Annotated in this window: 20 protein-coding genes; 1 reads left to right on the top strand and 19 read right to left on the bottom strand. The window is 30.7% G+C overall.

Going from position 1 to position 24,399, the window contains the following annotated elements; all coding sequences use genetic code 11:
• Positions 1-68: 68 nt before the first annotated feature.
• From HBE96_RS16235 to HBE96_RS16180, 12 genes are all read right to left on the bottom strand, one after another.
• Complete coding sequence (locus tag HBE96_RS16235; RefSeq protein ID WP_169298778.1) at positions 69-935, bottom strand: sulfite exporter TauE/SafE family protein; 867 nt, start codon at positions 933-935, stop codon at positions 69-71.
• A gap of 197 nt (positions 936-1,132) precedes the next feature.
• Positions 1,133-2,101: a phosphatase domain-containing putative toxin gene (locus tag HBE96_RS16230; RefSeq protein WP_243186968.1), complete on the bottom strand. Its 969-nt coding sequence runs from the start codon at positions 2,099-2,101 to the stop codon at positions 1,133-1,135.
• Between the two features lie 227 nt (positions 2,102-2,328).
• The gene (locus HBE96_RS16225) at positions 2,329-5,250 is read right to left on the bottom strand and encodes a metallophosphoesterase (protein ID WP_169298777.1); all 2,922 of its coding nucleotides are present in this window, start codon (positions 5,248-5,250) and stop codon (positions 2,329-2,331) included.
• A 177-nt stretch (positions 5,251-5,427) separates the two neighbouring features.
• Positions 5,428-6,792: an MFS transporter gene (locus HBE96_RS16220; protein ID WP_206154966.1), complete on the bottom strand. Its 1,365-nt coding sequence runs from the start codon at positions 6,790-6,792 to the stop codon at positions 5,428-5,430.
• A 290-nt stretch (positions 6,793-7,082) separates the two neighbouring features.
• The gene (locus tag HBE96_RS16215) at positions 7,083-8,474 is read right to left on the bottom strand and encodes a sugar porter family MFS transporter (RefSeq protein WP_169298776.1); all 1,392 of its coding nucleotides are present in this window, start codon (positions 8,472-8,474) and stop codon (positions 7,083-7,085) included.
• 218 nt (positions 8,475-8,692) lie between these two features.
• Entirely contained in the window at positions 8,693-9,589 is an 897-nt protein-coding gene (gene iolE, locus HBE96_RS16210) for a myo-inosose-2 dehydratase (RefSeq protein ID WP_169298775.1), read from the bottom strand.
• Positions 9,590-9,620: 31 nt separating this feature from the next.
• Positions 9,621-10,637 (bottom strand): inositol 2-dehydrogenase, encoded by a 1,017-nt coding sequence (gene iolG / locus HBE96_RS16205; protein WP_169298774.1) that lies wholly within the window; start codon positions 10,635-10,637, stop codon positions 9,621-9,623.
• A gap of 106 nt (positions 10,638-10,743) precedes the next feature.
• Positions 10,744-12,690 (bottom strand): 3D-(3,5/4)-trihydroxycyclohexane-1,2-dione acylhydrolase (decyclizing), encoded by a 1,947-nt coding sequence (gene iolD, locus HBE96_RS16200; protein ID WP_169298773.1) that lies wholly within the window; start codon positions 12,688-12,690, stop codon positions 10,744-10,746.
• Positions 12,691-12,718: 28 nt separating this feature from the next.
• Positions 12,719-13,519 (bottom strand): 5-deoxy-glucuronate isomerase, encoded by an 801-nt coding sequence (locus HBE96_RS16195; RefSeq protein WP_169298772.1) that lies wholly within the window; start codon positions 13,517-13,519, stop codon positions 12,719-12,721.
• Between the two features lie 11 nt (positions 13,520-13,530).
• Complete coding sequence (gene iolC / locus HBE96_RS16190; RefSeq protein ID WP_169298771.1) at positions 13,531-14,547, bottom strand: 5-dehydro-2-deoxygluconokinase; 1,017 nt, start codon at positions 14,545-14,547, stop codon at positions 13,531-13,533.
• Positions 14,548-14,558: 11 nt separating this feature from the next.
• Positions 14,559-15,401 (bottom strand): class II fructose-bisphosphate aldolase, encoded by an 843-nt coding sequence (locus HBE96_RS16185; RefSeq protein ID WP_342590193.1) that lies wholly within the window; start codon positions 15,399-15,401, stop codon positions 14,559-14,561.
• 8 nt (positions 15,402-15,409) lie between these two features.
• Positions 15,410-16,564, bottom strand: coding sequence for an iron-containing alcohol dehydrogenase (locus HBE96_RS16180; protein ID WP_169298769.1), 1,155 nt, complete (start codon positions 16,562-16,564; stop codon positions 15,410-15,412).
• A gap of 489 nt (positions 16,565-17,053) precedes the next feature.
• Here HBE96_RS16180 and HBE96_RS16175 point away from each other — a divergent pair, with 489 nt between their 5' ends.
• Positions 17,054-17,821 carry a DeoR/GlpR family DNA-binding transcription regulator gene (locus HBE96_RS16175; RefSeq protein WP_169298768.1) on the top strand — a complete coding sequence of 256 codons (768 nt, stop codon included), beginning with the start codon at positions 17,054-17,056 and terminating at the stop codon, positions 17,819-17,821.
• A gap of 85 nt (positions 17,822-17,906) precedes the next feature.
• On the opposite strand, the gene HBE96_RS16170 is transcribed toward HBE96_RS16175, so the two are convergent.
• The 7 genes from HBE96_RS16170 to HBE96_RS16140 all read right to left on the bottom strand — a co-directional run bounded on the left by HBE96_RS16170 (position 17,907) and on the right by HBE96_RS16140 (position 23,806).
• Complete coding sequence (locus tag HBE96_RS16170) at positions 17,907-19,838, bottom strand: ABC transporter ATP-binding protein (RefSeq protein ID WP_169298767.1); 1,932 nt, start codon at positions 19,836-19,838, stop codon at positions 17,907-17,909.
• Positions 19,825-21,564: an ABC transporter ATP-binding protein gene (locus HBE96_RS16165; RefSeq protein WP_169298766.1), complete on the bottom strand. Its 1,740-nt coding sequence runs from the start codon at positions 21,562-21,564 to the stop codon at positions 19,825-19,827. The genes HBE96_RS16170 and HBE96_RS16165 overlap by 14 nt, the downstream gene beginning before the upstream one ends.
• Positions 21,565-21,614: 50 nt before the next feature.
• The gene (locus tag HBE96_RS16160) at positions 21,615-22,046 is read right to left on the bottom strand and encodes a MarR family winged helix-turn-helix transcriptional regulator (protein WP_169298765.1); all 432 of its coding nucleotides are present in this window, start codon (positions 22,044-22,046) and stop codon (positions 21,615-21,617) included.
• Positions 22,047-22,345: 299 nt separating this feature from the next.
• Complete coding sequence (locus HBE96_RS16155; RefSeq protein ID WP_342590196.1) at positions 22,346-22,582, bottom strand: restriction endonuclease; 237 nt, start codon at positions 22,580-22,582, stop codon at positions 22,346-22,348.
• A 12-nt stretch (positions 22,583-22,594) separates the two neighbouring features.
• Positions 22,595-23,185 (bottom strand): hypothetical protein, encoded by a 591-nt coding sequence (locus HBE96_RS16150; RefSeq protein ID WP_169298764.1) that lies wholly within the window; start codon positions 23,183-23,185, stop codon positions 22,595-22,597.
• 22 nt (positions 23,186-23,207) lie between these two features.
• On the bottom strand, positions 23,208-23,606 hold the full coding sequence (locus HBE96_RS16145; RefSeq protein ID WP_169298763.1) for a hypothetical protein: 399 nt from the start codon (positions 23,604-23,606) through the stop codon (positions 23,208-23,210).
• A 38-nt stretch (positions 23,607-23,644) separates the two neighbouring features.
• Positions 23,645-23,806, bottom strand: coding sequence for a hypothetical protein (locus HBE96_RS16140; protein WP_169298762.1), 162 nt, complete (start codon positions 23,804-23,806; stop codon positions 23,645-23,647).
• Positions 23,807-24,399 lie beyond the last annotated feature (593 nt).

Here is a 24,399-nt window from a genome sequence, read left to right as displayed (position 1 = left end):
CTGACTCACTAATTAATTAGTGCACCACCCCCCTAATATTTTTTAATTTTAATCCACAAACTCAATTCCTACCTGCGATTTAATTTAGCAGATTTAAACATAACAAATGAAGTATAAATTATTACACAAACAACTACCCATTTCAAAATATTTAAAGGTAATGACTTTACAATATATGCAGCTATTAATACTCCTATAGTACCTAATATAGTTATAGGTATCGATGCTTTACTTGAATATGCTCCACTTTTTATAAATTCATAGGATGAGAATGGCATTAATAACGCACAGGAACCCATCATTATAGGGAATGCAACCTTAGGTCCCATTCCTAATGCAAATACTAAAGCCATACAAGGTGCATAAAGTCCTATACCTACAGTCATAAGTGCTCCAAATACAAAATTTCCTATAATTCCAATTGCAAGTTTTACTCCTGTTAAGCCTGTAGCATTTCCCCCTACTGGATAAAGATTTAATTGTCCTGCTACCATAAGTAAAGCTACTACTACTAAAGATATACCCATAGCAATCTGAATGGTTCTTTCCTTAAACTTAGAAACAACTCTTGCACCTACAACAGCACCTGCTACTGCAGATGCCAGCATACTGAAAAGAGTAACAGCATCTACTTTTATTACAGTCATAAATATAAGTGCTTCTGTCATAGTAGGAATAGTATTAGCTACATTTAAAGTTCCTGGAAGCTTTTTATCCTCTATCATATTAAAATTCTTAAATAGCGATGTTTCTACAGCAAAACTTCCTATTCCTAAAGTGTCTAAAAAGTTGCCTAACATACCAATGAATCCAAACTTTATAGAACTTCCTTCTTCCAGTATGCCATTATTTTTTTTCTTAATGTAATCTTTGATAAGTATTACTAGAAAACATAAAGCACTTACTACCATAAATCCTAGTATGATCTTTAACATCAATTCCACCTATCTTTCGTTGTTTTATGAGCTTATGCTATTTTTTCTACATATTATTATGTTTATTTTATAATATTACATAATTTTTTTCAATGTAATTAAAAATATTACTTGTAAAACACAAAAACACTAAGCATAATGCTAGTGTTTTTATTAATATCTCTAATATGATAGACTTATTATTTTTGGAAGATTCCTTATTGAATATTATTATTTTTGCACCACTGTGACCAAGTAGTTTTGAAACCATCATTATTATCGTGGCAATATTGATAAAATTTCTTTACAAATTCAGCTCTCTCTTCATGTTGTTTTTTATTTCTTGGTTTAGTACAGTCTACTAGATTAGTACCTCCAATTAAAAACTGACGTTTTACTATGTCATCAAAAGACACTGTTTTAGCATTATGCATCATATCATACATTGCCATAAAGGTTGTTGTTCTGCCAATACCAGCTCTACAATGAAAATATAACCATGTATCCTTAGGTGTATCCTTTACAGAGCTGACAAATAAATCAACTTGATCATTAAGAGGCTTCAAATGATCTGATACAGTAATTCTTAGATAACCTACACCTTGTGATTTGGCTAATTCTTCTTCAGTTTGGACCTTTTCTGGATTTTTAATTTCTGATATAGTATTTACAGATTCTTTAGGAAGGTTTTCAAATTTAGCATACTTTTCTTTTGATATTTTGTCTAATTTATCTTTTTCGTCTTTTACGACTTGCTCTCTCGTAAGACCAATATTAGCATCATCATTATTACCAAACCAACTAATTACCATGCCATTAATAAGTCCATGAGATTCTTGACGAAGATCAATGTCTATAATAGGTTTATCACCTATTTCTTTTTTTATTAAAGCAAGATTTTTTTCAGAAACTGTTTGTCCTCCTGCAATATTTAAATTAGCTAATCCTTCTAGATTAGTAGAACCTACTTTATCAGCGTCAAGCTTTTTATTTGACATTCTAAAGTTTTTGGGAAGAGAATCTTTATTTTCTAGATCAATTACTAATTTAACATCTTTCTTACTAGCCTCATTTATTGATTTATTCGTTTGAGTATCTGTTTTTTTTGAATCAGTATAGTTACATGAAGTAAAAATAGCTCCAATAAAGAACAGAATTATTATGCTTAACCCAATTTTCTTTTTCAATATAACACATCCCCTTATTTTATTATAATCAAACCCTTTTAATTATCTAAAATACATTTGAGACTTCTGACTAATAATTTATCTTAAATATATAAGGCAAATTTAAAAACACTTGTATATCTAAGTTCTAATTGATAATAAGATAATTTGTAATCTAAAAATCTTATATTAATAAACAATAACCTTTCAGTTATTCTCACAGAATATATGCTTAATTGCATGTCAGGTTATCCATGAATAACATCTGTATACTCGTGAAAAGTTTTTAATCTATCAGCATTTTCAAAGCCAACTGCACCTAAAAATTCTCCTTTTTGCCAATCATCACGTGTTGACCATATCATTTCAGTAAAATTATTTTCCCTTGATGCAATTATCCGATATTCAAATATCTCTGGAATAAAAGTACCCTTGTCACACACCTCAGCAGTAAGTTTTGTTACTACCCTAATATACTGTGCCTGCTGCAAATGTGAAATATCTACACAACTTGTTCCATCCTTAATACAAATATTTTTAGAATCCTTTACTAAATCACCATCGTCAGAAACTTCTACTATTATCTCCACCAAGGATTTTCCTGGAACAGCAGCAGTAATATTAATTTCATTAAAACTCCAATGATTTTTTTCTGTTTTATATGAAGGATTAAATGCCGCAGGACGTCTCCATTCTGTAATATGCGTTCCAGTACATTCTATATTACTGAAATCCAACCAAACTGCTAACTTATCAGCTTTTGGTCCAACTTCAGTAGGATTTTTATAAATAAATTTATTTTCCTCACTAGATAGCTTTGTTGTGTAAAATCTTACTTGACTAACCCTTGCTGGAAGATGTGTATAATATTTAGGTTTTTCAATTTCTTTGATTACATGGCCAATACGTGAATATCCAACAAATATTGGTTCACCTTCCCAATTTCTTAATTTAGCATCTTTTGTAATGCCCAAAATTTCTGCAACCTTATTTGAATTACAATAAGAAACACCACCACTTTCTTTAGAGAAAGTTGCTGTATATTGAACCCATTCATTTAAACTCGCATTACCACCCTGCCATGCATATTCTGTAATATCATGACAAACTCCCCATTTCAAACTTCCTGCTCTCTCAACTGCCATACGAAGCAAATATGTAGCCCCCCATCCAATGGATTTTCCTTTAACCATTAATGGGTTATGTGACATTTCTGTATTTTTAGCTAATCGCTTAACACTTGCCCAAACCATACCAGTAAAACCATCATCTACACGCAAACTATTGTGATCAGGAATTTCCAAATAATCACCATACTCATCTAAATCAACAACTACCCTACCATTTTCTTTCTGTACTTTTGTTGTTCCATGTAATAGTGCATCATTACCATTTCCAGATAAATCCTTAACCCTTGGTATTATGCATATAGAACCTTGTACTTTGACTTCTTTTTCCTCTAAATTACCTATTTTCACTTTATAGTTTCCACCTCGTGAAAATTTATAATGATATTCTATAGTTTTTTTCTCGTATCCTCTTAAAAATACCATTTTTGTTTCAACAACACTTTTATCAACAAAAAGTTCAACTGGAATATGCATTTTACTACTTAAATTGTTGGTAATCTCCACACTAGCAATTAATATATTGCTGTTTCTCTCATCATCAATTTTAAGTTTCATATGTTCAAAAGTTAACTGCTCCGGTTCAGATACCATAATCTTTTTAATTACATTTTTAATACATAATTCATGTTGTCCTGGAGTTTTTGCTTCATATATTGCAATGAAATCTTTCTCGTCATTATAATTTAATGCAATAACTCTCTCATTACCCTTACTGCCAAATAAATTAACTAAATGCTCGCTTCCATTATCAATCACCTTAACCACTACAGAAGCTATACCATGTCCTAAATTTTTGGCTCTACCAGCAATTTCAACATGTCCAAAATTATCAATGCTATTAATTTCAATATCTGATATTACTACTTTAGGTTCTTCATTTACTAAAGTTACTGTATCAACTAATATTTCTTCTTTTTTATCATTATCAAATCCAAAGCTTTCATAAGTAAAACTATCATCTGTTATCTCTAAACATCCATAGTTTCCTTTTCCTAATGCAACAACCTCTGGAAATTCTGCTAATAAACGTTTGTTTGAATTTCCTAAATTTAATTCACTTTCTCCATCTTGAGCACTTCCTTGTGTTATATAAACTGTTTTTGCACCTACTTTAGGATTTATAGAAATATTCTTAATATAATAATGCAAATGACCACTTAATACAAAATTAACATTATATTTTTCTGCAATAGGGACAATATATTTATTGTTAAATTCATCTGTATATGGATGATGAAGTACCATTACTCGCCAATTAGCCTTTTGTGCTTGTTCTGATTTTAAATCATCAGTTATCCAAGCTAATGTATTATAAATTATTTTCTTAATCTTATCATCTGCAGTTAAACCTGAATTAACTGCATTCATTTCAAATAATCCCCAAGAATTACTATCAATCATTAAAAAATGTGTTTTTCCATAATTAAAAGAAAATGTTCTTCCTTTTTTATCACATTTATAAGTTTGTGATTGTGGAACTGTAAAGAAATCATTGTAAAAAGGTCCATCATCATGATTACCTGGTATATGTATAAATGGAACTGTTTTAATTAATTTAGAAACCTTGTTAAACCAATTATCCTCATATTGTTCCCTTTGATATCCTGTTCCAAAGGGGATATCTCCTACATGAATAATAAAGTCAGGCTTATTTTCTAAAGCTATATTAGTAAACTGATCACTTGTATAAAATAAATGCGAATCACTTATTGTAAAAATTTTGATCTTATGTGGATTGGCACCTAAAGTCTTAAACTGTCCAAATGCTTTCTCACCATTTTCTAAATGGATCTTATAATCATATTCTGTATTTTCATAAAGGTTATTAATATTAGCATTATAAATAAAATTACCCGTATGGTTATCCTTATAAGGCGTTCCCATATGAAATTGTATTTCTGCTTCATGATCAAATTGACCATTAACTCCATAATATACTTTTGCATCTATTTGAGTTTTAGTCTCCCAAACTACAGTTATACCATTCGCAGTTGGAGACAATAAATATGGCCCATTTAATATAACATTATTACCTATCATATACATTTCCTCCTTACAAATAAACCATATATTTATTAGTATAATATTTCTAAAAACTTAAGGGGCTATTGCACTAAATAATTTATATACAGCGCATTGTTTTATAAACTAAAAACTAACACAATATATTGTATCATTTACTCCTAATGCAACAACCCATTTTTATTCAAATTTTAACTATGCTTCAACTTGATTTTCTTCTTTCTTATTTACCTTTTTACCCCATAATGTTGGAACTATAACTACTGTCATTATTATAACTGAAGCAATCCAAAATATCTCAATATTATGAAAATTATAAATAGTCTTACCATCTACAACAAGTTTACTGATAGACATTAATTTAGCATTAACAAATTCTTGTGCTGTTGCACCAAAATAAGCAAGTAAGCCAACTATTCCCATTGCTGCACCTGTAGCTTTCTGAGAACAAAAATCTACAGCAAGCATTCCACCTATGAAACATAAATTAACACCTAACCCAAATCCATATATAGCTATAAAAATCATATTAAGCATACGACTTCCTGCAGGTGCATAGCAAAAACCAATTATGCCTATTAACATTACTATTCCAAAAACGATTGTTGTTACAGAATGGCGAGATTTAAAAACTTTATCTGATATAATCCCTGATAAAAATGAGCCTATTCCACCCATTATTGGACATATTGCAATTATACTTCCTGCCGCAACCAAACTATATCCTTTTTGTTCTTGTAAAAATACAACTCCCCAACTATTAACAGAATATCTCACAATTCCTAAACAAATTGCACTCAATGCTACTATCCAAACATAAGGATTTTTTATTGCTTCCAATTGTGCTTCTTTTGTAGATTTCTCTTTTTCCTTTTTAGCAACTTCTACTTCACCTTCAAATTCATTTGCAGAAGGCAATCCATACGCTTGTGGTCTGTCGTACATGCATTTATACATAATAGCTGCTAAGAAAATACACATAACTCCAGGAACATAAAATGCTGAATGCCATCCAAACGCAGCTACTATAAGAGCTGAACCAATATAAGTTGTTGCTTCACCAATATAGTGTGCAATACTAAAAACTCCATAGTATGTAGCTAACTTACTCTTCGAAAACCATTGTGACAAAGATACAATACATGGAGCTGACCCCATTGATTGAAAGCACCCATTTATAAACCATAAGACTAAGAAAACCCAATAACTATGCGAAAATCCTAAAATAAAATTAACTACTGCTGCACCGAGTAATCCTAATGGAACAATCTTTTTAATGTTACATCTGTCTGCAAGGAATCCATTCAAACATTTTCCAAATGCAATTGCAATTGTCATGCCAGCACCAATTGACCCAAGCTGCATAGGAGTAAATCCTTCTTTAAGCATTGGTTGTTTTACAATACCTAATGTTAATCTCATAACATAATACATCCCATAGCCAATAATCATAGCTGCTACTCCCTGTATTCTAGCACGTTTAAACATACTTTTTACAAGAGATTGATCCATAATTCGTGGTTTCTCCTCCCCAGTTAAAAACCATCTAAATATATTCACAATTAAACCCTCCTTATTAATGTTAGTCACAACATTTGTAAAAAAATTATTTTAAGTTCTAATAAATATTATGACTGATTTACTTTAATACCATTTGAAGATTTTTTACCCTATTAGGCTTATAATCTTGTTTAAACCTAATTTTTATTTTTAATTATTACAGCTCTATTTATATAAAATTCATATCATTATTCAAATAGTTGACATATAAAGCTTTTTATATTATATTTTTTCTTAGTACTAAACAATAGGCATTAAAATTATATAATTTTAATTATTTAAAGGCTTTTTTATAATTCAACCGACTCATAATTTCTAAAGTATTTCTCCATTTCCTCCAATGATTTTCCTCTAGTTTCAGGCACAAATTTAATTACACATCCTACACATACAAATCCAAGTACTATGAATATTACAAATGTTTTAGAAAGTCCAAAGATTGCTATTAATATAGGAAAAGTTAGACCTACAGAGAAATTACCTATCCAATTAAAGAAAGTTGCAACACCAAAACCAATTCCTCTTACTCTAAGTGGGAAAATCTCTGATAACAAAAGCCATGTTAATGGTCCTATAGTAGCTTGATCAATAGCAAGAAACATCATAGTCAATGTAATTATCATATAAGGTAATATAGCTGAACCTATAAACACATGTGAAACTATTGCTATAACAATCCAAATTAAAGTAGTCCCACCATATCCAAGTATTAGCAGTGTTCTTCTATTGCACCTGTTTGCCATCACCGACATATAAAACCATGAAGAAATAACAGACATTATTCCATTGCCTATATTAGCAATTAATGCTGTCTTGGTTCCAAAACCAGCCTTTTCTAACAAGGTTGTACCATAATACATCATTACATTTACTCCTGCAAATTGTTGAATAATTGCAATTATGCATCCAATGAATACAATTCGACGTATCCATGGAGTTCCTAAGTCCTTAAAAGTAGCACGATCTAAATGTTTTTCAGCTTCAATATTATTTTGGATTTCTTTAATTTCTACTTCCGCCTCTTCATCACTACGTACTTCTCTCAAAACTTTTAGTGCCTCAGCAACTTTTCCGTTTGCTGCTAACCACCTTGGAGTTTCAGGAACTACTAACATACCAAACCATAAAACTACTGCTGGAATTGATGATAACGCTATCATATAACGCCAAACACCTGGATTTGAGCAAATATTACCTAGGATGCCGTTAAATACATAAGCTAAAAGCTGTCCTGTAACAATCATCAATTGATCTTGAGAAACAATACTTCCTCTTATTTCAGTAGGTGCCATTTCTGCAAGTAATGTTGGTACAACTACTGATACTCCTCCAACCCCTAATCCAACTATAAATCTACATACAATAATAATTGATGCAGTAGGAGATACTGCACATCCTATAGTTGAAACAAAAAAAATCGCTGCAAGTATCTTTAAAATTTTCTTTCTTCCATATTTATCAGAAAAGCGTCCCATAACTACAGCTCCTAAAGCTGCTCCTAGTAGTAAAGAACTTGTAACAAAACCTTCAGTTAAAGGCGTGAGATTAAGCTGGTCCTTCCTAGATATAAAACTAAGTGCACCATTAATTACCCCACTATCATACCCAAATAGAAGTGATCCAAAAGTAGCTAGAATTGATATTTTTCTTAAAAACTTTTTTTTCTTTCTATCTTCTTCCATTTACCCCTCCAAAGTTTTGAATTCTATTTGCATTATTTTTGTTTTTTAGTTATAATTCATTAGGGTATCTTGCCATGATAGCTTTAAATTTTAAATAACCTTACAAGTTTATATTTATTATTCTATCTATGGAGGTACCTTACTTAATTTTATAAATAAGATTACTACTAAATCCCCTAACAAATTATAAACTTACACAAAACAGCTCTTTAAACTTTTTAAAAACTTATTTTGTTTTGAATATACTTTCTCGCTCTTAATGCATATTCAAAAGGATTGGCTATAGCTGGATCTTGCTCAGCTTCAACTAACATCCACCCTTCATAATCGTTTTCAGAAAGCACCTTAAATATTGGTTGAAAATCTATACATCCATCGCCAGGGACTGTAAATGCTCCTTCTCTAACTCCTTTAAGGAAACTTAGTTTTTCTTTCTTAACCTTATCTTTTTTCTCTGATCTTATATCTTTTAAATGAACATGCTTTATTCTCTTTGCATATTTTTTTGCTATAGCTACAGGATCTTCTCCTGAATATACTAAATGTCCTGTATCAAATAATAAATAAACTAAATTATCATCTGTCATGTCCATAAGTTTATCTATTTCTTCAGTAGTTTGAACCACTGTGCCCATATGATGGTGATAAACTATCTTCATATCCTTCTCTTTTGCAAGTTCACCTAATTTATTAAGCCCATCTGCAAGCTTCTTCCACTCATCTTCATTCATATTATATTTACCTTCAAATATTGGAACATCCATCTGTCCTTGTATACTATGGCCTTGCTCTGATACAACTATCACCTTAGCTCCCATGGCATGTAAAAAATCTCTATGTTCTATAAAAGCTTTTTTTGTTTCTTCAAATGGTTTAGTTGTTAAAAATGAACTAAACCATGCACTAGCTATCTGCAATCCTCTAAGGTCAAGGGCCTTTTTCAAAACCTTTACATCTTTAGGATACTTATTTCCAACCTCCGTACCTTTAAAGCCTGCTAACGCCATCTCGCTTACAGCCTGTTCAAATGTATTTTCTTTTCCTAAATCTGGCATATCATCATTAGTCCAACCTATAGGACAAATTCCTATTTTTACTTTATCTTTATTAAACATGTTATAATTCCTCCTAGCTATAAAGTACTTTCTAAAATTTTATTTCTGATATCTTAACTGGTCTATTTTCTTTTAAGGATTTTTGTGCTGCAAGTCCTATAAGTACAGGCTTCAATCCATCATCTGCATTTACAGGTGTGTTTTTATCATTTACAATAGCATCAATAAATTCTGTAATTTCTTCTGCATAAGCCTGCATATATCTCTCTAAGAAGAAGAACATTGGCTTTTCTGCTGTAACACCATTTTCTGTTGATACAACTGCTGATGAATTTGAATCATTTGCTATAGTAACTTGTCCTTTTGATCCAAATACTTCTGCTCTCTGATCATAACCATAAGCTGATTTTCTTGAATTATCTATAACTGCCATTGCTCCATTTTCAAGTTTTAAAGTTATAATAGCTGTATCTATATCTCCAGCTTCTCCTATAGCTTTATCAACTAAAACATTTCCTGCAGCATAAACTTCAACAACTTCACTATCCATAAGGTATCTAACCATATCGAAATCATGTATTGTCATATCAAGGAACATTCCTCCAGATACTTTAACATAGTCAATTGATGGTGGTTCAGGGTCTCTTGAGGTTATTTTAAGTATATGAGGCTCTCCTACTTTTCCATCAACAACAGCTTGTCTAACTGCTTTAAAATTATGGTCATATCTTCTATTAAATCCAACCTGATATTTAACAGAAGGGTTTTTCTTAAGTTCTTCTATAACTTCTTTTATCCTAGAAACATCATGATCTATTGGCTTTTCACAGAAAACATGTTTATGAGCTTGTATAGCTTCAATTGAAATTTTTGAGTGTGTGTCTGTTGATGAACAAATCAAAACAGCATCAATTTCTGGATCTTCCAATATTTTTTTATAGTCTGTATATGCACAAGGTATTCCTTTTTCTTTTGCCCATTTTTTTTGTTCTTCATTTAAAAACGGATCAGCTATTGCCTTAATTTCTGCTTCTTTTACATATTTTGATATACTTTCTCCGTGTACTCTACCTATTCTACCTGCACCAATAATTCCAACCTTTAACATACGAAACATCTCCTTATTAATTGTTATTTATTTTCAACTATTTATTCTGCTTTTTAATAACTTGTATATATTGAAAACAGTATATATAGCTAACACTTAATTTTACTTAATATTTTCTTGCATTCTCCAAAAAACCTTGTTTTTGACTATAGGCTTCCTGTATTGATTTTTTATCGGAAACTTCAGCTACACCAACATGCCACCAAGACTTATATCCATTTGTCATAGTTTTAGGTAAAACTTTTATATCTATTAAAGTTGATATACTTTGATTCTTAGCATCTTTCAATGCGTTCTTTAATTCATCAATAGTTTTTACCTTATATGTTTTAACACCATAACCTTCTGCACACTTTGCAAAATCTATAGGAACATAGTCTGCATTCAATCTAGATCCATCTTCATTTCTAAATCTAAATTCTGTGCCAAAGCTATCCATTCCATTAGACATCTGTAAATTATTTATGCACCCAAAACCACAGTTATCAAATAAAAGTACATTTATTTTCTTTCTCTCTTGAATTGATGTTACAAGCTCTGAATGCAGCATCAAATAACTTCCATCTCCAACCATGGCATATACTTCTTTATCTGGCTTTGCAAGTTTTGCCCCTAAAGCTCCAGCTATCTCATATCCCATGCAAGAGTAACCATATTCCATATGGTAGCTATATTTTTTGCTTGATTTCCATAACCTTTGCAAATCTCCTGGAAGACTTCCAGCTGCACCAACTACCACATAATTTCCATCTAATTCTTCTTCAACAAATTTGTTAATTTCACCTATAACTGTAGTTTGTGGAAGTGCTGATCTATACATTTTATAAAATTCTTCTAGAAATTTTTCATTTTGACCCTCTATTTCAGGCTTAAAATTTGATTCAGGATATTTAATACTATATAATCTTTTTACTTCATTTTCCCATTTAACTTTAGCTTCTACTATTTCATCTTTATATGAACTCTTATATGCTAATTTTTCAAGTGCTTCTTGTAACTGTTCCAAGCTCGCTTTAGCATCTCCTACTACCTTTGTTCCATCCATCTTGCCAGCATGAAAAATAGAAGTATTTATTGTAACAAAGTCAACATCCTTATTTCTAAATAATTCCTTTGATCCTGATGTAAAGTCAGTAAATCTTGTTCCAACCCCTATTACAAGGTCTGAATTTTCAGCTATAATATTTGCTGCCAAATTTCCAGTAACCCCAACTCCGCCGAGATTTAGTGAAAAATCACTTTCTATTGAACTCTTTCCTGCTTGAGTTTCACTAACTGGTATATTAAATTCTTCAGCAAACTTTTTAAGTTCTTCTCCTGCCTCAGAATATCTTACACCACCGCCGCAAATAATTAATGGCTTTTTCTTGGAGGATATCAGTTTAGCTGCATCTTCTATTTCTTCATCAGTTGCCTTTCTTCTACCAATTACATGTACTCTCTTTTTGAAAAAATATTCTGGAAAATCATAAGCTTCTCCTTGAACGTCTTGAGGCAATGCAATACATACTGCACCTGTGTCATCCAAACTTGTAAGTACTCTCATAGCATTTATCATGGCACTCATAAGTTGCTCTGGTCTAGTTACTCTATCCCAATATTTGCAAACAGCTTTATATGCATCGTTTGTAGTTATAGCTGCACTATTCATGTGTTCAACCTGCTGAAGCACAGGATCTGGCTGTCTTGTTGCAAATGTATCTCCTGGTAATAACAATACTGGTATATTATTAGCAGTTGCAGTTCCTGCTGCTGTTATCATATTTGCTGCTCCAGGTCCTATAGATGAAGTACATGCATATATCTTTTTTCTATTGTTTTGCTTTGCAAATGCTACAGCAGCTTGAGCCATTCCCTGCTCATTTTTTCCCTGTAAAACTTTAAGTTGTCCTGAATCTTGTTGTAATGCTTGTCCAAGTCCTACTACATTTCCATGACCAAATATTGTGAATATTCCTTCTACAAATTTGCTTTCTTTGCCATCAAACTTTATATATTGGCTATTTAAAAACTTAATCAATGCTTGAGCTGTAGTCAATCTAATTGTATTCATTTTAAACCTCCTTCTTATTTTAGGCTTATTATTTTTCAGGCCATATTTTTACATTCTTATTCCATAACCACTTGTGTTCATCTATATCTATCCTGTCAGTCCACGGATTATCCTTAAGATGTCTTATCATCCAGCAATAATACATAGCATATCCAGGTGCTGATGTTTGTGGATGAACATCTCCCCCATGTATAGCTACAAAACTATTGTCTGATATTTTATGTGCATCATCTCCTGTAAGGCAAAATCCTAATCCTTGAGGCTTATTAAATTTGTAGTAATAAACTTCAGGTTGTGGATGATAATGTGGTGGGTAACTTGACCACTTACCAGGATAAGTTATTACTTCTCCCATTACCATGTTAGAATAAGGTGCATTGTGGTAATCAAATACTGTTCTAACTACTCTTCTTGCTGTATCATTCCATACACCTTTTCCGAATATGTCACTTTGACAATCTTTTGGAGTATAAAATTTTGCTTCAAAATCATTTTTATTTTCTGTGCCTTGGAATATTAGCTCACTTTCCTCTTCTGCCTTTATTGTTACTTTTACACCATGTGGAACATGAAGGCACCATGGATCTTCATCAAATACAGAATGTCTTTCCATAACTTTTTTGTTACCAAGCCAACTTATTTCAATTTTTCCTGTTAAAAGAAGGATAGCTATTTCCTTTCCATTTTCTTCATAACATTCCTCTGTATCTTTTTTAAGCTTATTCACAGAAACGTCCATAAGCATTTCTTTGTATGCACCATCTATATTGCATATTTTATTAACTCCGTACTTTAAAGAACCTAAATTACCGAACTCGCTCATACTCATATATATTCCTCCTATACTCTTGCTACCATTTCACCATACTCGGCTTTTTCCTTTTTTATAAATTCCTTTATTGCATCAACAGTTGGCATTGCATCTGAACAACTATGACTTGCAACCAACATTGCTGCAGAAGCACTTCCAAATTCAAGTGCATCCATTATATCCCATCCTTCTAAAAGAGCATATATAAATGCTGAACCATATGCATCTCCACCACCAAATGATTTTAAAAGTTTTACTGGGAATGGTTTAATATTATAGCTCTTACCATCATTTGTATAAGCTGTTGAACCTTCTTTACCATGCTTTATAACTACAATTTTGTTTCCATATCCAATCCATCTTTTAGCAGTTTCTTCATCGCTACTACTTTTTGTCATTAATCCTTCCATAAGATCAAATTCTTCCTTTGATCCTATTACAAGATCACTGCTCTTTCCAACTATAGAATAATAAATTGCTATCTCATCTTTATTATTCCAATTGTATTCTCTGTAATCTATATCAAAAATAACTATTGTATTATGCTTTTTTGCATATTCCAAAGCTTTTAAAGCAGCTTCTCTTGATGGACTTTGAGCTAATGCTGTTCCTGATATTGAAATTGCCTTTGCATTTTTTATGTACTCCTCGTCAATTTCATCTACATTTAAACTTAAATCTGCAATACTATTTCTATACATCAATATACTACTTTCTGTAGGACTTAATATTTCTGTGAATGTAAGTCCTAAAGATTCACCATTTTTAGCTCTATAAATATTTGATGTATCTATACCTTCTTTTTTAAAGTAATTAATTATAAAATCTCCGAATCTATCATTTGATATTTTTCCTATAAATCCTACCTTTTTTCCTAATCTAGCAAGTCCAACTGCTACATTAGCTGGAGAACCTCCTAAATATTTTTTAAAAGTTCCACTTTCTGCTAGTGTCATATTTACATCTACAGGATTAAAATCTATAGCTGCCCTTCCCAGTGGTATTACATCAAATTTTCTACTATTATCAAACTCAATATACTTCATTTTTCTCCTCCTTATGCCTTGTTTTCGGTACCAAATATTTTAATATGCCTTTTTACATTTAAATATGCACCCTCTATTTCTGCCTCATGTAATTTAAAATAATCCACATTATTAGATTCACAAAGCTTTTTTACATTTTCAGCAACAGACATAAATGTAGCAGTTGCTATATTTACTTTTCTCATTCCAAGAGACACGCATTTTCTAAAATCTTCATCGCTTATGCCTGATCCACCATGCAATACTAAAGGAACGTTTACATTTTTACTAACATCCTGAAGTACACTAAAATTCAAATTAGGTGTTCCCTTATATACTCCATGTGCATTTCCAATACCTATAGCTAATGCATTTACCCCTGTTTCTTCATAAAATTTCTTTGCATCCTGTGTATCTGTATACAAAGCAGATATATCTTCAGAACCATCTTCACTTCCACCAACTCTTCCGATTTCGGCCTCCACAGATGCTCCATACTTTTCTGCTTCTTTTTTAACTTTCTTTGTTAAATCTATATTTTCTTCTAACGAATATTTGGATCCGTCTATCATTACAGAAGTAAATCCTAATTTAAGAGCTTCGTTTACACATTCCATTGTAACGCCATGATCTAAATGTACTGCCACGGGTACCTTAGCATTTTTCGCTGCTGACATCATTATAGGGCCTATTAATTGTAGTGGTGAATGTTTTAATCTTACCTGTGCAATTTGAAGTATAATAGGTGCATTTAGTTCTTCTGCAGCCTTTATTGCTCCCATTATCATTTCCATATTTGCAATACTAAAAGCTCCTACTGCATAATTACCTTTCTTTGCTTCTGTTAATAAATCTTTTAAATTTGCTATTGGCACAATTTCACCTACTTCCAAAGTCCTTTATATATATTTATTATGTCTTCCTTGTTTACTTTTCTTATTGTATTCTGAGGACTTCCACTATCTAATGCATCTTCTGCCATCTTATCTAAGTTGTCAAAGAATTTAGTTTTATCCACTCCAAATTCCTCTAAAGTCTGTACATGTAAATCAGAACATAATTTTTCCACTTTATTTATAAATTCTTGTCCAGCTTCCATATCACTCATACCATCTTTATACATATCAACAGCTTTTGCTAAATCACAAAACTTATCAGCTGCATCTTTTAAAGCAAATTTTAAACAACTTGTGAGAAGCATTGCATTAGACAAGCCATGTGGTACGTGAAAAAGAGCACCTATTGGTCTACTCATTCCATGAACTATAGTAACTGAAGAATTATTAAATGCTATTCCAGCCTGAAGTGCTGCTATGGACATCTCTGTTCTTGCTTCAACATTAGAGCCATTATTATAAGCTTTAAGTAAATTATCAAATATTTTCTTTACAGCAGAAACAGAGAATATTTCAGACATCGGTTGTGCAAGTCTTGATGTGTATGATTCAATAGCATGAGTTAATGCATCCAATCCAGTTGCAGATGTTACACCTTTAGGAGAAGTCATTGTAAAAACAGGATCTACAACAGCAATAGTTGGAATTAAATTTGGTCCTTTTAGAAGCATTTTTATATCTCTTTTAGTATCTGTTATTATAGTAAACTGAGTTGCTTCAGATCCTGTTCCAGCAGTTGTTGGTATTGCTACAAGAGGTGGGGTTTGCTTTTCTATTATTTTTCCTAGGTAATCATTTATAGTTCCCGGATTAGTTATCATAGCTCCTATAGCTTTCATTGTATCAATAGGACTTCCTCCTCCTAGAGCTATTAAAAAATCACAATTTTCGCTTTTATATCTTTCAATTCCACTATTAACCATGGCATCAGTAGGTTCTCCATTAACTTCATGATATATAGAATATTTAACATTAATTCTGTCTAATAAATTTGTAACATTCTCTACGCTTCCTAACTTGACCATAATATCATCTGTTATTATAAGCGCTTTGTTGCCAAGTAGTTTTATACTATCGCTTGCTTTATTTAAAGCATTTTTACCTGTAAAAATATACTTTGGCATTAAAAATAAATTACTCATTTTTTCACCTTCCTATGTACAATTTTTGTGAAACTTGTTATACTTTTTTTATTTCTTTATTGTTTTTGGTTATTTTTTGGTTATCTTTTGGTTACATATTATCATTGTTACATATTTTAGTCAATACTTTTTACTATTTGAACCATTTTTTTGTATATTTCTGTGTAATTTGCACATATCTGATTAATTTATGATCAACTTATAACTAATACATGCTTATAAGTTGTTTACTTTTATCAAATTATATATATAATTATATGTATAACTTAAGATAATTCCTAATAACTAGCTAAGGCATCTTCAAAAAAATAACAAGTTGATATACTAATCCATTTTTTGTAATACTGTATCCACAGAACCATTAGATAGATTAAGCTTCTGCGGAACCTGTCTCCTTGTCTTACAAAAATATCCGTCACATATTGAACTTGTTATTTTCTTTCAGATGCCTAAAATATAGAAACATAATATTTGTAAAAGGAGGCTCTTATGAAAACCAAAAGAATAAATCAAATAGAAGAATATGTATTAAACAACAACATTGTAACTTTAGATAACCTAACTGACATTTTTAATGTATCAAAAAATACTATTAGGAGAGATATACAAGAATTAGTTGAAAGAGGGCGTATTAAAAAAGTTTATGGAGGAGTTGCTGTTAACTCTTATTCACTAGTTCCCTTTGATGAAAGGCAAATAAAAAACAGTTACCCCAAAAATCTAATAGCTAAAACCGCTTGTGATTTCATTAATGATGGAGATATAGTATTTGTAGATTCTGGTACTACTACTTTAAATATGGCAGATTTTCTAAAGGATAAAAATAACCTTACCATAATAACTAATAACCTAAACTTTATCACAAATTGTATTAAATATGATAACTTAAATATAATTTCAACCGGAGGAACTTTAGTTAGAAAAACAAATTCTTTTGCAGGCATAGACTCATTAAATCTGCTTAAAAAGTACAATATAAATAAAGCGTTTATGGCAACTACAGGTATATCTTTAACCAATGGAATTACAAATTGTTCTCCTCTTGAAGGTGAAATAAAAAAAACTGCTGTTAAAAAAAGCTCTAAAGTATTTGTACTTGCTGACTATTCAAAATTTAATGTTTGTTCTTTAGTAACCTATTGTAACTTAAGTGATATTGATTATTTAATAACAGACAAGATTCCACCAGATGAATATGTAGAATTTATTGAAAAGAATTCTGTAAATTTAATTGTATCAGAAGAAACATTGAAATAACTTATAATTTTGAAATATACTGTTTTAATAAAAAAAGTAAGCACCAAAAATAAAAACTAGTGCTTACTTACTTTTTCTGCCAAAGTTATGATAATTCAAAAGCTCCTGTATAAAGCTGGTAGTAACTACCTCTTTGTTTTATTAGTTCATCATGATTTCCACGTTCAATAATACATCCTTGATCTAATACCATAATAACATCTGAATTCTTAACTGTAGAAAGTCTATGTGCAATCACAAATACTGTTCTTCCTTTCATCAGTTTATCCATGCCATCTTGTACAATAGCTTCAGTTCTCGTATCTATGCTGGATGTTGCTTCATCGAGTATTAAAACTGGAGGATCAGCAATAGCAGCTCTAGCAATAGCCAATAACTGTCTTTGTCCTTGTGATAAGTTAGCTCCATCACCTGAAAGCATTGTTTCATATCCATTTGGTAAATGTTTTATAAATTGATCTGCATTTGCAAGCTTAGCAGCTGCAAAAACTTCCTCATCACTGGCATTTAATTTTCCATACCTAATGTTATCCGCAACTGTTCCAGTAAACAGGTGGGTATCTTGAAGCACTATTCCAAGTGAACTTCTTAAATCATCAATTTTAATCTTATTGATATTGATACCATCATATCTTATTTTTCCATCTTGAATTTGATAAAACCGATTGATTAAATTAGTAATAGTAGTTTTTCCAGCACCTGTAGCACCTACAAAAGCTACCTTTTGTCCTGGTTTCGCATAGAGTTTTATATTATGCAGTATGATTTTATCATCGTTATAACCAAAATCTACATCATCGAATACTACATCACCACAAAGTTTTGTATATGTGACTGTTCCATCTGAATGAGGTTGTTTCCATGCCCATAATCCAGTGTGCTCTTTAACCTCTATTAATTCTCCATTTTCATTTTCCCTAGCATTAACTAAACCTACATATCCTTCATCTGTTTCTTTCTCTTCATCAAGAAGTTTAAATATACGCTCAGCTCCTGCTAAAGCCATAATAACAAAATTAAATTGTTGTGCCATTTGATTTATTGTCTGGCTGAAGGTTCTTGTTAATTGTAAAAAGGATGCAAGACCTCCAAGAGTAAATCCGCCGAATGCTCCAATGGCAAGAATAGAACCAACAATAGAAACTGCCACATAATTTATATATCCAATGTTACCCATAATAGGCATTAAGATATTAGCATATTTATTTGCATTATTTGCACTGTTAAATAACATATCATTAAACTTATCAAAATTAACCTTTGCTTCTTCTTCATGACAGAAGACTTTTACAACCTTTTGACCTTCCATCATTTCTTCTATATAACCATTTACTGCTCCTAAATCTTTTTGTTGAAGTCCAAAATATTTTCCACTTTTTGAACCAATAGATTTAGTAACCTTAATCATTAAAATTATAATTAAAACTTCAATACCTGTTAATGGTAAACTCAAGAATATCATAGAAACAAATACACCAAGCACAGTTATAATTGCTGATAATAACTGGGGTATACCCTGACTTATCATTTGTCTTAATGTGTCTGTATCATTTGTATAAAGACTCATTAAATCTCCATGAGCATGTGTATCAAAATATTTAATACTTAAAGTTTCCATGTGAGAAAACATATCATCTCTTATTCTTTTAAGTGATCCTTGAGAAATTATAATCATCATTCGGCTGTATACATATGTTGATAAAACTCCAACATAGTAGATTACTGCCATAGTGACTATCATTTTAAGTAACGGTCCAAAATCAGCTCCCCCAGACTTCTTTAAAAGCGGTGTTATATATTCATCTATCAGGTTTCTTATAAATAGTGTACCAATAACATTGGCAAGAGAACTTATAATAATAGTTACCACTACCATAAAGAATAAAAATTTATATTCCTTAAGTACATAAGATAATAATCTGCCTAAAGTTTTCAAAGAATCTTTACTCATCTTTGCATGTCCACGTCCACCTGCACCATGCATAGCTCTAGGTTTAACATTCCTATTTTGACTCATTATTATCAGCTCCTTTCACTTGAGATTCATAAACTTCGATATATATATTATTTGATTTTAAAAGCTCATCGTGAGTTCCAAATCCATCAATTTTTCCATCATTCAATACAATTATTCTATCTGCATCCTGTACTGATGAAATACGCTGTGCAATAATAATCTTTGTAGTATCTGGTATTGTCTCTTTAAATGCCTTTCTAATAAGTGCATCAGTTTTAGTATCTACAGCACTGGTCGAATCATCTAAAATTAATATCTTAGGTTTTTTAAGAAGTGCTCTTGCAATACATAATCTTTGTTTTTGTCCTCCAGATACATTGCTTCCACCTTGTTCAATGAAAGTATCATATTTATCGGGGAAGTTTTCTATAAATTCATCAGCTTGAGCTTGTTTACATGCAGCAATTAGCTCTTCATCTGAAGCATTCTTATTTCCCCATCTTAAATTTTCCTTTATTGTTCCAGAAAATAATACATTTTTCTGGAGTACCATTGAAACTTCATCTCTAAGAGTTTCTATATCATAGTTTTTAACATCTATTCCTCCAACTTCAACACTTCCACTTGTGGTATCATACAGTCTTGGAATAAGTTGAACCAAAGTAGATTTAGCACTACCTGTTCCCCCAATAATTCCTATAGTTTCACCTGAATTAATCTTTATATTTACATCCTCTAAAACACACTTGTCTAAACTTTTACTATATGAAAAATTAACATTTTTAAATGTTATAGCTCCATCCTTTACTTCACAAATTGGATTTTCTGGGCTTTGTAAATCACTTTTTTCTTCTAATACTTCTACAATTCTTTCAGCAGATGCTTTTGACATAATTACCATTACAAACACCATAGAAATAATCATAAGACTTATTAATATATTAGTTGTATAAGCAAACATGCTCATTAATTCCCCAGTGGTCATGGTCTTTGAAACAATCATCTTCGCTCCAAGCCAGGATAAAAGTAAAATACATGTATAAACTGCAAATTGCATTGCTGGAGCATTGATTATTATTAATTTCTCAGCTCTTATAAAATATTTATATAAGGTTTCAGAAGCCTTATAAAACTTGTTTATTTCATGTTCTTCTCTTACATAAGCTTTTACTGTACGAATAGCAGTTAAATTTTCCTGTACACTTGCATTCAAATCATCATATTTTTTAAAGACTTGCATAAAGTACGGATGTACTCTAGTCATTATAAAATATAATATAATTCCTAAAAAAACAATTGCTCCTAAAAATACCAAAGACAACTTTGCATTAATATAAAAACTCATTCCCATAGCAAAAACCAACATGAATGGTGCCCTAACAAACATTCTTATTACCATTTGAAACGCATTTTGAACATTTGTTACATCTGTAGTTAACCTTGTTATAAGTCCAGCTGTAGAGTACTTGTCTATATTAGAAAAAGAATAATTCTGTATATTATAATACATTGCTCTTCTTAAATTTCTAGCAAAGCCAGAGGATGCACTAGCTGAATATTTCCCTGACAATACACCGCAAGTAAGAGATATGAATGCTACTGCCAGCATTGCTGCTCCAACAACACATACATATTTCATATTTCCTTTTCCTACTCCATTATCAATAATCCATGCCATTAATAATGGAATAATTGTCTCCATTACTGCTTCTAAAGCAACAAATATTGGAGTTAAAATTGCGTCTTTTTTAAATTCTGCTACATAACTTACTAATTTTTTTATCATAATTTCCCTCCTCTTGTTAGGATTCTAACTAATATTGCAAAAAATCGGATTTAATCACCAATCTTTTTAGATAGCCTATTAATTAAATGAATTAGTATATAAATTTCATCATCACTTAACTCGTCTCTTAAGGACTGTTCTATTTTAACAATAGAATCATATACGTTTCTTTGAACTTCCAATCCTTTTTCCGTAAGTATTATTTTTTTAAGTCTTGCATCTTCAGAAACACTTACCCTCTGAATATATCCGTTTTTCTCCATCAATTGAAGTACACTAGTTACTGAAGAACGTCTAATATCAAAAACTTCCTCTATATCCTTTTGAAATATATCTCTTGTTTCAGACTTATGACGTACAAAACCAAGTATCATACCTTGAATCCCTGTTATACCATACTTAGCAACCTCTTTATTTATCCTTCTGTTCATCCTATTGGTAAAAATATTTATCTTTCTACCTACAAATTCTTCCTTATCCATTATCATACCTCTATCATTTTGTTAGACTTCTAACTAATTATATTTTCAATTATGATTTTTGTCAATATAATGTAAACCTTATATATAATTAACATTTTGTGAACTATAGCAAGGCTCACTCAAGAGTTCGCCAAGAACCTCTGGGGTGCAAAAAATGGAAATTATTTATCTTACATGATTTCCATCATTTCAATACTTTTTCTATATTAGTATTATAAAGCTTGTCTCTAGAAAATTTTACATCCATGAGGTCTTTGTGAAACCTGTAAGGTTGAACTTGATAAAATTAAAATTGTGGTTTATGAAAATAAATCCCCAATTTTTTGTTTCAACATTTCTCTATCCCATAAAACAACTTCATTTGCTCTAGCTAATTCAATGGCTGAACTTGTAAAGTGATTGTTAGTTATAACTATAGCTTTATCACACTTATAAAATGATATACCAGCCACAACTTCTTGAATGGCTGAATTAGAAACAATATTAGAATAGCATTTAGCTTGTATGCCATATCTTACTCCATTTTTTTCTGCTATAACATCAATTCCTTAATCACCAGAGGCTTTCGTGACTATAGTTTTATATCCCATTTCCTTAAATAATTCACCTACAAATATTTCAAATTCACTTCCTGCCATTAAATCTACATCATCTATAGTATATATCTTCTTATCTATTTGCTTATTAAATAACAAACTACTAATAAAACTATTATATTCACTTTCATTCTTCAATTTATCACAAGTATCCATAAAGATTTTCCTACAATATATGTAACCTTTATTAAAATCCATTTTTTCAAATTTATTTAATAACATAAGGAAATACACAAACATATCACGTATTTCTTCTTCGTCATAAAGAATATCTGAATGAATGTACTTAAATATAGAATCATTAAGGTTTAGATTCTCTATATTACCAATTTGTTTTCCATATAATTCATAAAAGCAATTAGAATAGTATGTCATTGCTACATCACAAATTTCAATCCAAGTAAGTAATTTAGCACACTCCTTACTTGAATTTGAAATTTTTCTATGCATAAATTCAACCATCTTATCAATCTGATACAATTTATAATTATGTCCATTAATAGAATAATCTACAGTAATTATATATAATGTTGGAAAGTCCATCTTAACATTTTCATACAGATAATTATTTTTCAATTTCTATAGCCTTTATTCTTTCTTCTTCAGCTTTTATTCTTTCTTCTTCTCTTTGTTTGGCTTCCAATTGTTGTATTTTAAGTTGTCGTTCAGCTTCCACCTTCTGCATTTTAAATTGTTTTATTTTATTAAGCGTATTAATAAAATTTTGTATTTCTAATTGTTTAGCTCTCTGTTTTTTAATTTTAAATTGCTCTGCTATTCTTAATTGTTCTTCATTGAAACCATTGAAACCATTTTTATTAAGTTCGTTTAGATAATTAAAGAATTTATCTAAATTGTATATTTGTCTAGGTACGAATGATATACTATATTGTTTAATTTCATATTTGTCAGCATCTTGAGTTAAAATATCCGATTCAATACTTATATATATACCACTATCCATTACATATTTATTTCTATTAAATCTAATATTATGCCATCCTACAAATGATTTTCTAAATAACTCAACATTTTTTTATTTCCATTAAATTTATTACATACTTTCATAGTTAAGCAATTATCCTCTATAGTCAATATGTAATTTGATAGTTCTGTAGATTGTCTATTCTCGTTATCATAAAAACTTTCTATTAAAAATTGCATAACTGTACAACTCCTTTTGAAATCTAGTTAACATTACAGACATAAATAATATACCAAATATATTATTTATGTCTATGAAACTGTTTAAATCATATAATTATGACAAAGCAAAACCTTCACCATATTTTACAACTCCGACCTATGCAATGAAAATTATACCATATTTTTAATACTATTAAATAGAAGTTTGATATAAAGGAACAAGTACTTCTTTTGCTATAGAAAGGCTCACTCAAGAGTTCGCCAAGAACCCCTGGGGTGTAAAAAATGAAAGCTTATCCCTGGAAAATTTTACACCCCTGTGGTCTTTGTGAAACCTGCAAGGTTGAACTTGATAAAGATATAATCTAATCGTAATTACTTAACTTTCGCTGTTTAAAAATATTGAGATGCAGGTAACCGAAGAAACTTTCAACTGCATTCCGGCTGGTATATATTGTAATTTTTACAATATATAAACATTGTATTTGTATTGTGACACAAAAACACCACATAATTCAACTTTGAATAATGCAGTGTCTTTACAAATTGTTCGTTTTTTCAGTTGTTACGTCAAATAAGAATTTTACACATTAATCTAATAATATTTCAAA

Source organism: Clostridium muellerianum (assembly GCF_012926525.1).
Classification (GTDB): Bacteria; Bacillota; Clostridia; order Clostridiales; family Clostridiaceae; genus Clostridium_AM; species Clostridium_AM muellerianum.
The sequence above is the reverse complement of the archived record's forward strand: the minus strand, read 5'-3'. Positions and strand labels throughout refer to the sequence as shown.

Bases quoted from the DNA above. Each gene is read 5' to 3' on its own strand.
- HBE96_RS16235 (WP_169298778.1), bottom strand. From the start codon at position 935: ATGTTAAAGATCATACTAGGATTTATGGTAGTAAGTGCTTTATGTTTT.
- HBE96_RS16225 (WP_169298777.1), bottom strand. From the start codon at position 5,250: ATGATAGGTAATAATGTTATATTAAATGGGCCATATTTATTGTCTCCA.
- HBE96_RS16215 (WP_169298776.1), bottom strand. From the start codon at position 8,474: ATGGAAGAAGATAGAAAGAAAAAAAAGTTTTTAAGAAAAATATCAATT.
- iolE (WP_169298775.1), bottom strand. From the start codon at position 9,589: ATGTTTAATAAAGATAAAGTAAAAATAGGAATTTGTCCTATAGGTTGG.
- iolG (WP_169298774.1), bottom strand. From the start codon at position 10,637: ATGTTAAAGGTTGGAATTATTGGTGCAGGTAGAATAGGTAGAGTACAC.
- iolD (WP_169298773.1), bottom strand. From the start codon at position 12,690: ATGAATACAATTAGATTGACTACAGCTCAAGCATTGATTAAGTTTTTA.
- HBE96_RS16195 (WP_169298772.1), bottom strand. From the start codon at position 13,519: ATGAGTATGAGCGAGTTCGGTAATTTAGGTTCTTTAAAGTACGGAGTT.
- iolC (WP_169298771.1), bottom strand. From the start codon at position 14,547: ATGAAGTATATTGAGTTTGATAATAGTAGAAAATTTGATGTAATACCA.
- HBE96_RS16180 (WP_169298769.1), bottom strand. From the start codon at position 16,564: ATGAGTAATTTATTTTTAATGCCAAAGTATATTTTTACAGGTAAAAAT.
- HBE96_RS16175 (WP_169298768.1), top strand. From the start codon at position 17,054: ATGAAAACCAAAAGAATAAATCAAATAGAAGAATATGTATTAAACAAC.
- HBE96_RS16170 (WP_169298767.1), bottom strand. From the start codon at position 19,838: ATGAGTCAAAATAGGAATGTTAAACCTAGAGCTATGCATGGTGCAGGT.
- HBE96_RS16165 (WP_169298766.1), bottom strand. From the start codon at position 21,564: ATGATAAAAAAATTAGTAAGTTATGTAGCAGAATTTAAAAAAGACGCA.
- HBE96_RS16160 (WP_169298765.1), bottom strand. From the start codon at position 22,046: ATGGATAAGGAAGAATTTGTAGGTAGAAAGATAAATATTTTTACCAAT.
- HBE96_RS16150 (WP_169298764.1), bottom strand. From the start codon at position 23,185: ATGGACTTTCCAACATTATATATAATTACTGTAGATTATTCTATTAAT.
- HBE96_RS16145 (WP_169298763.1), bottom strand. From the start codon at position 23,606: ATGGATAGTGGTATATATATAAGTATTGAATCGGATATTTTAACTCAA.
- HBE96_RS16140 (WP_169298762.1), bottom strand. From the start codon at position 23,806: ATGCAATTTTTAATAGAAAGTTTTTATGATAACGAGAATAGACAATCT.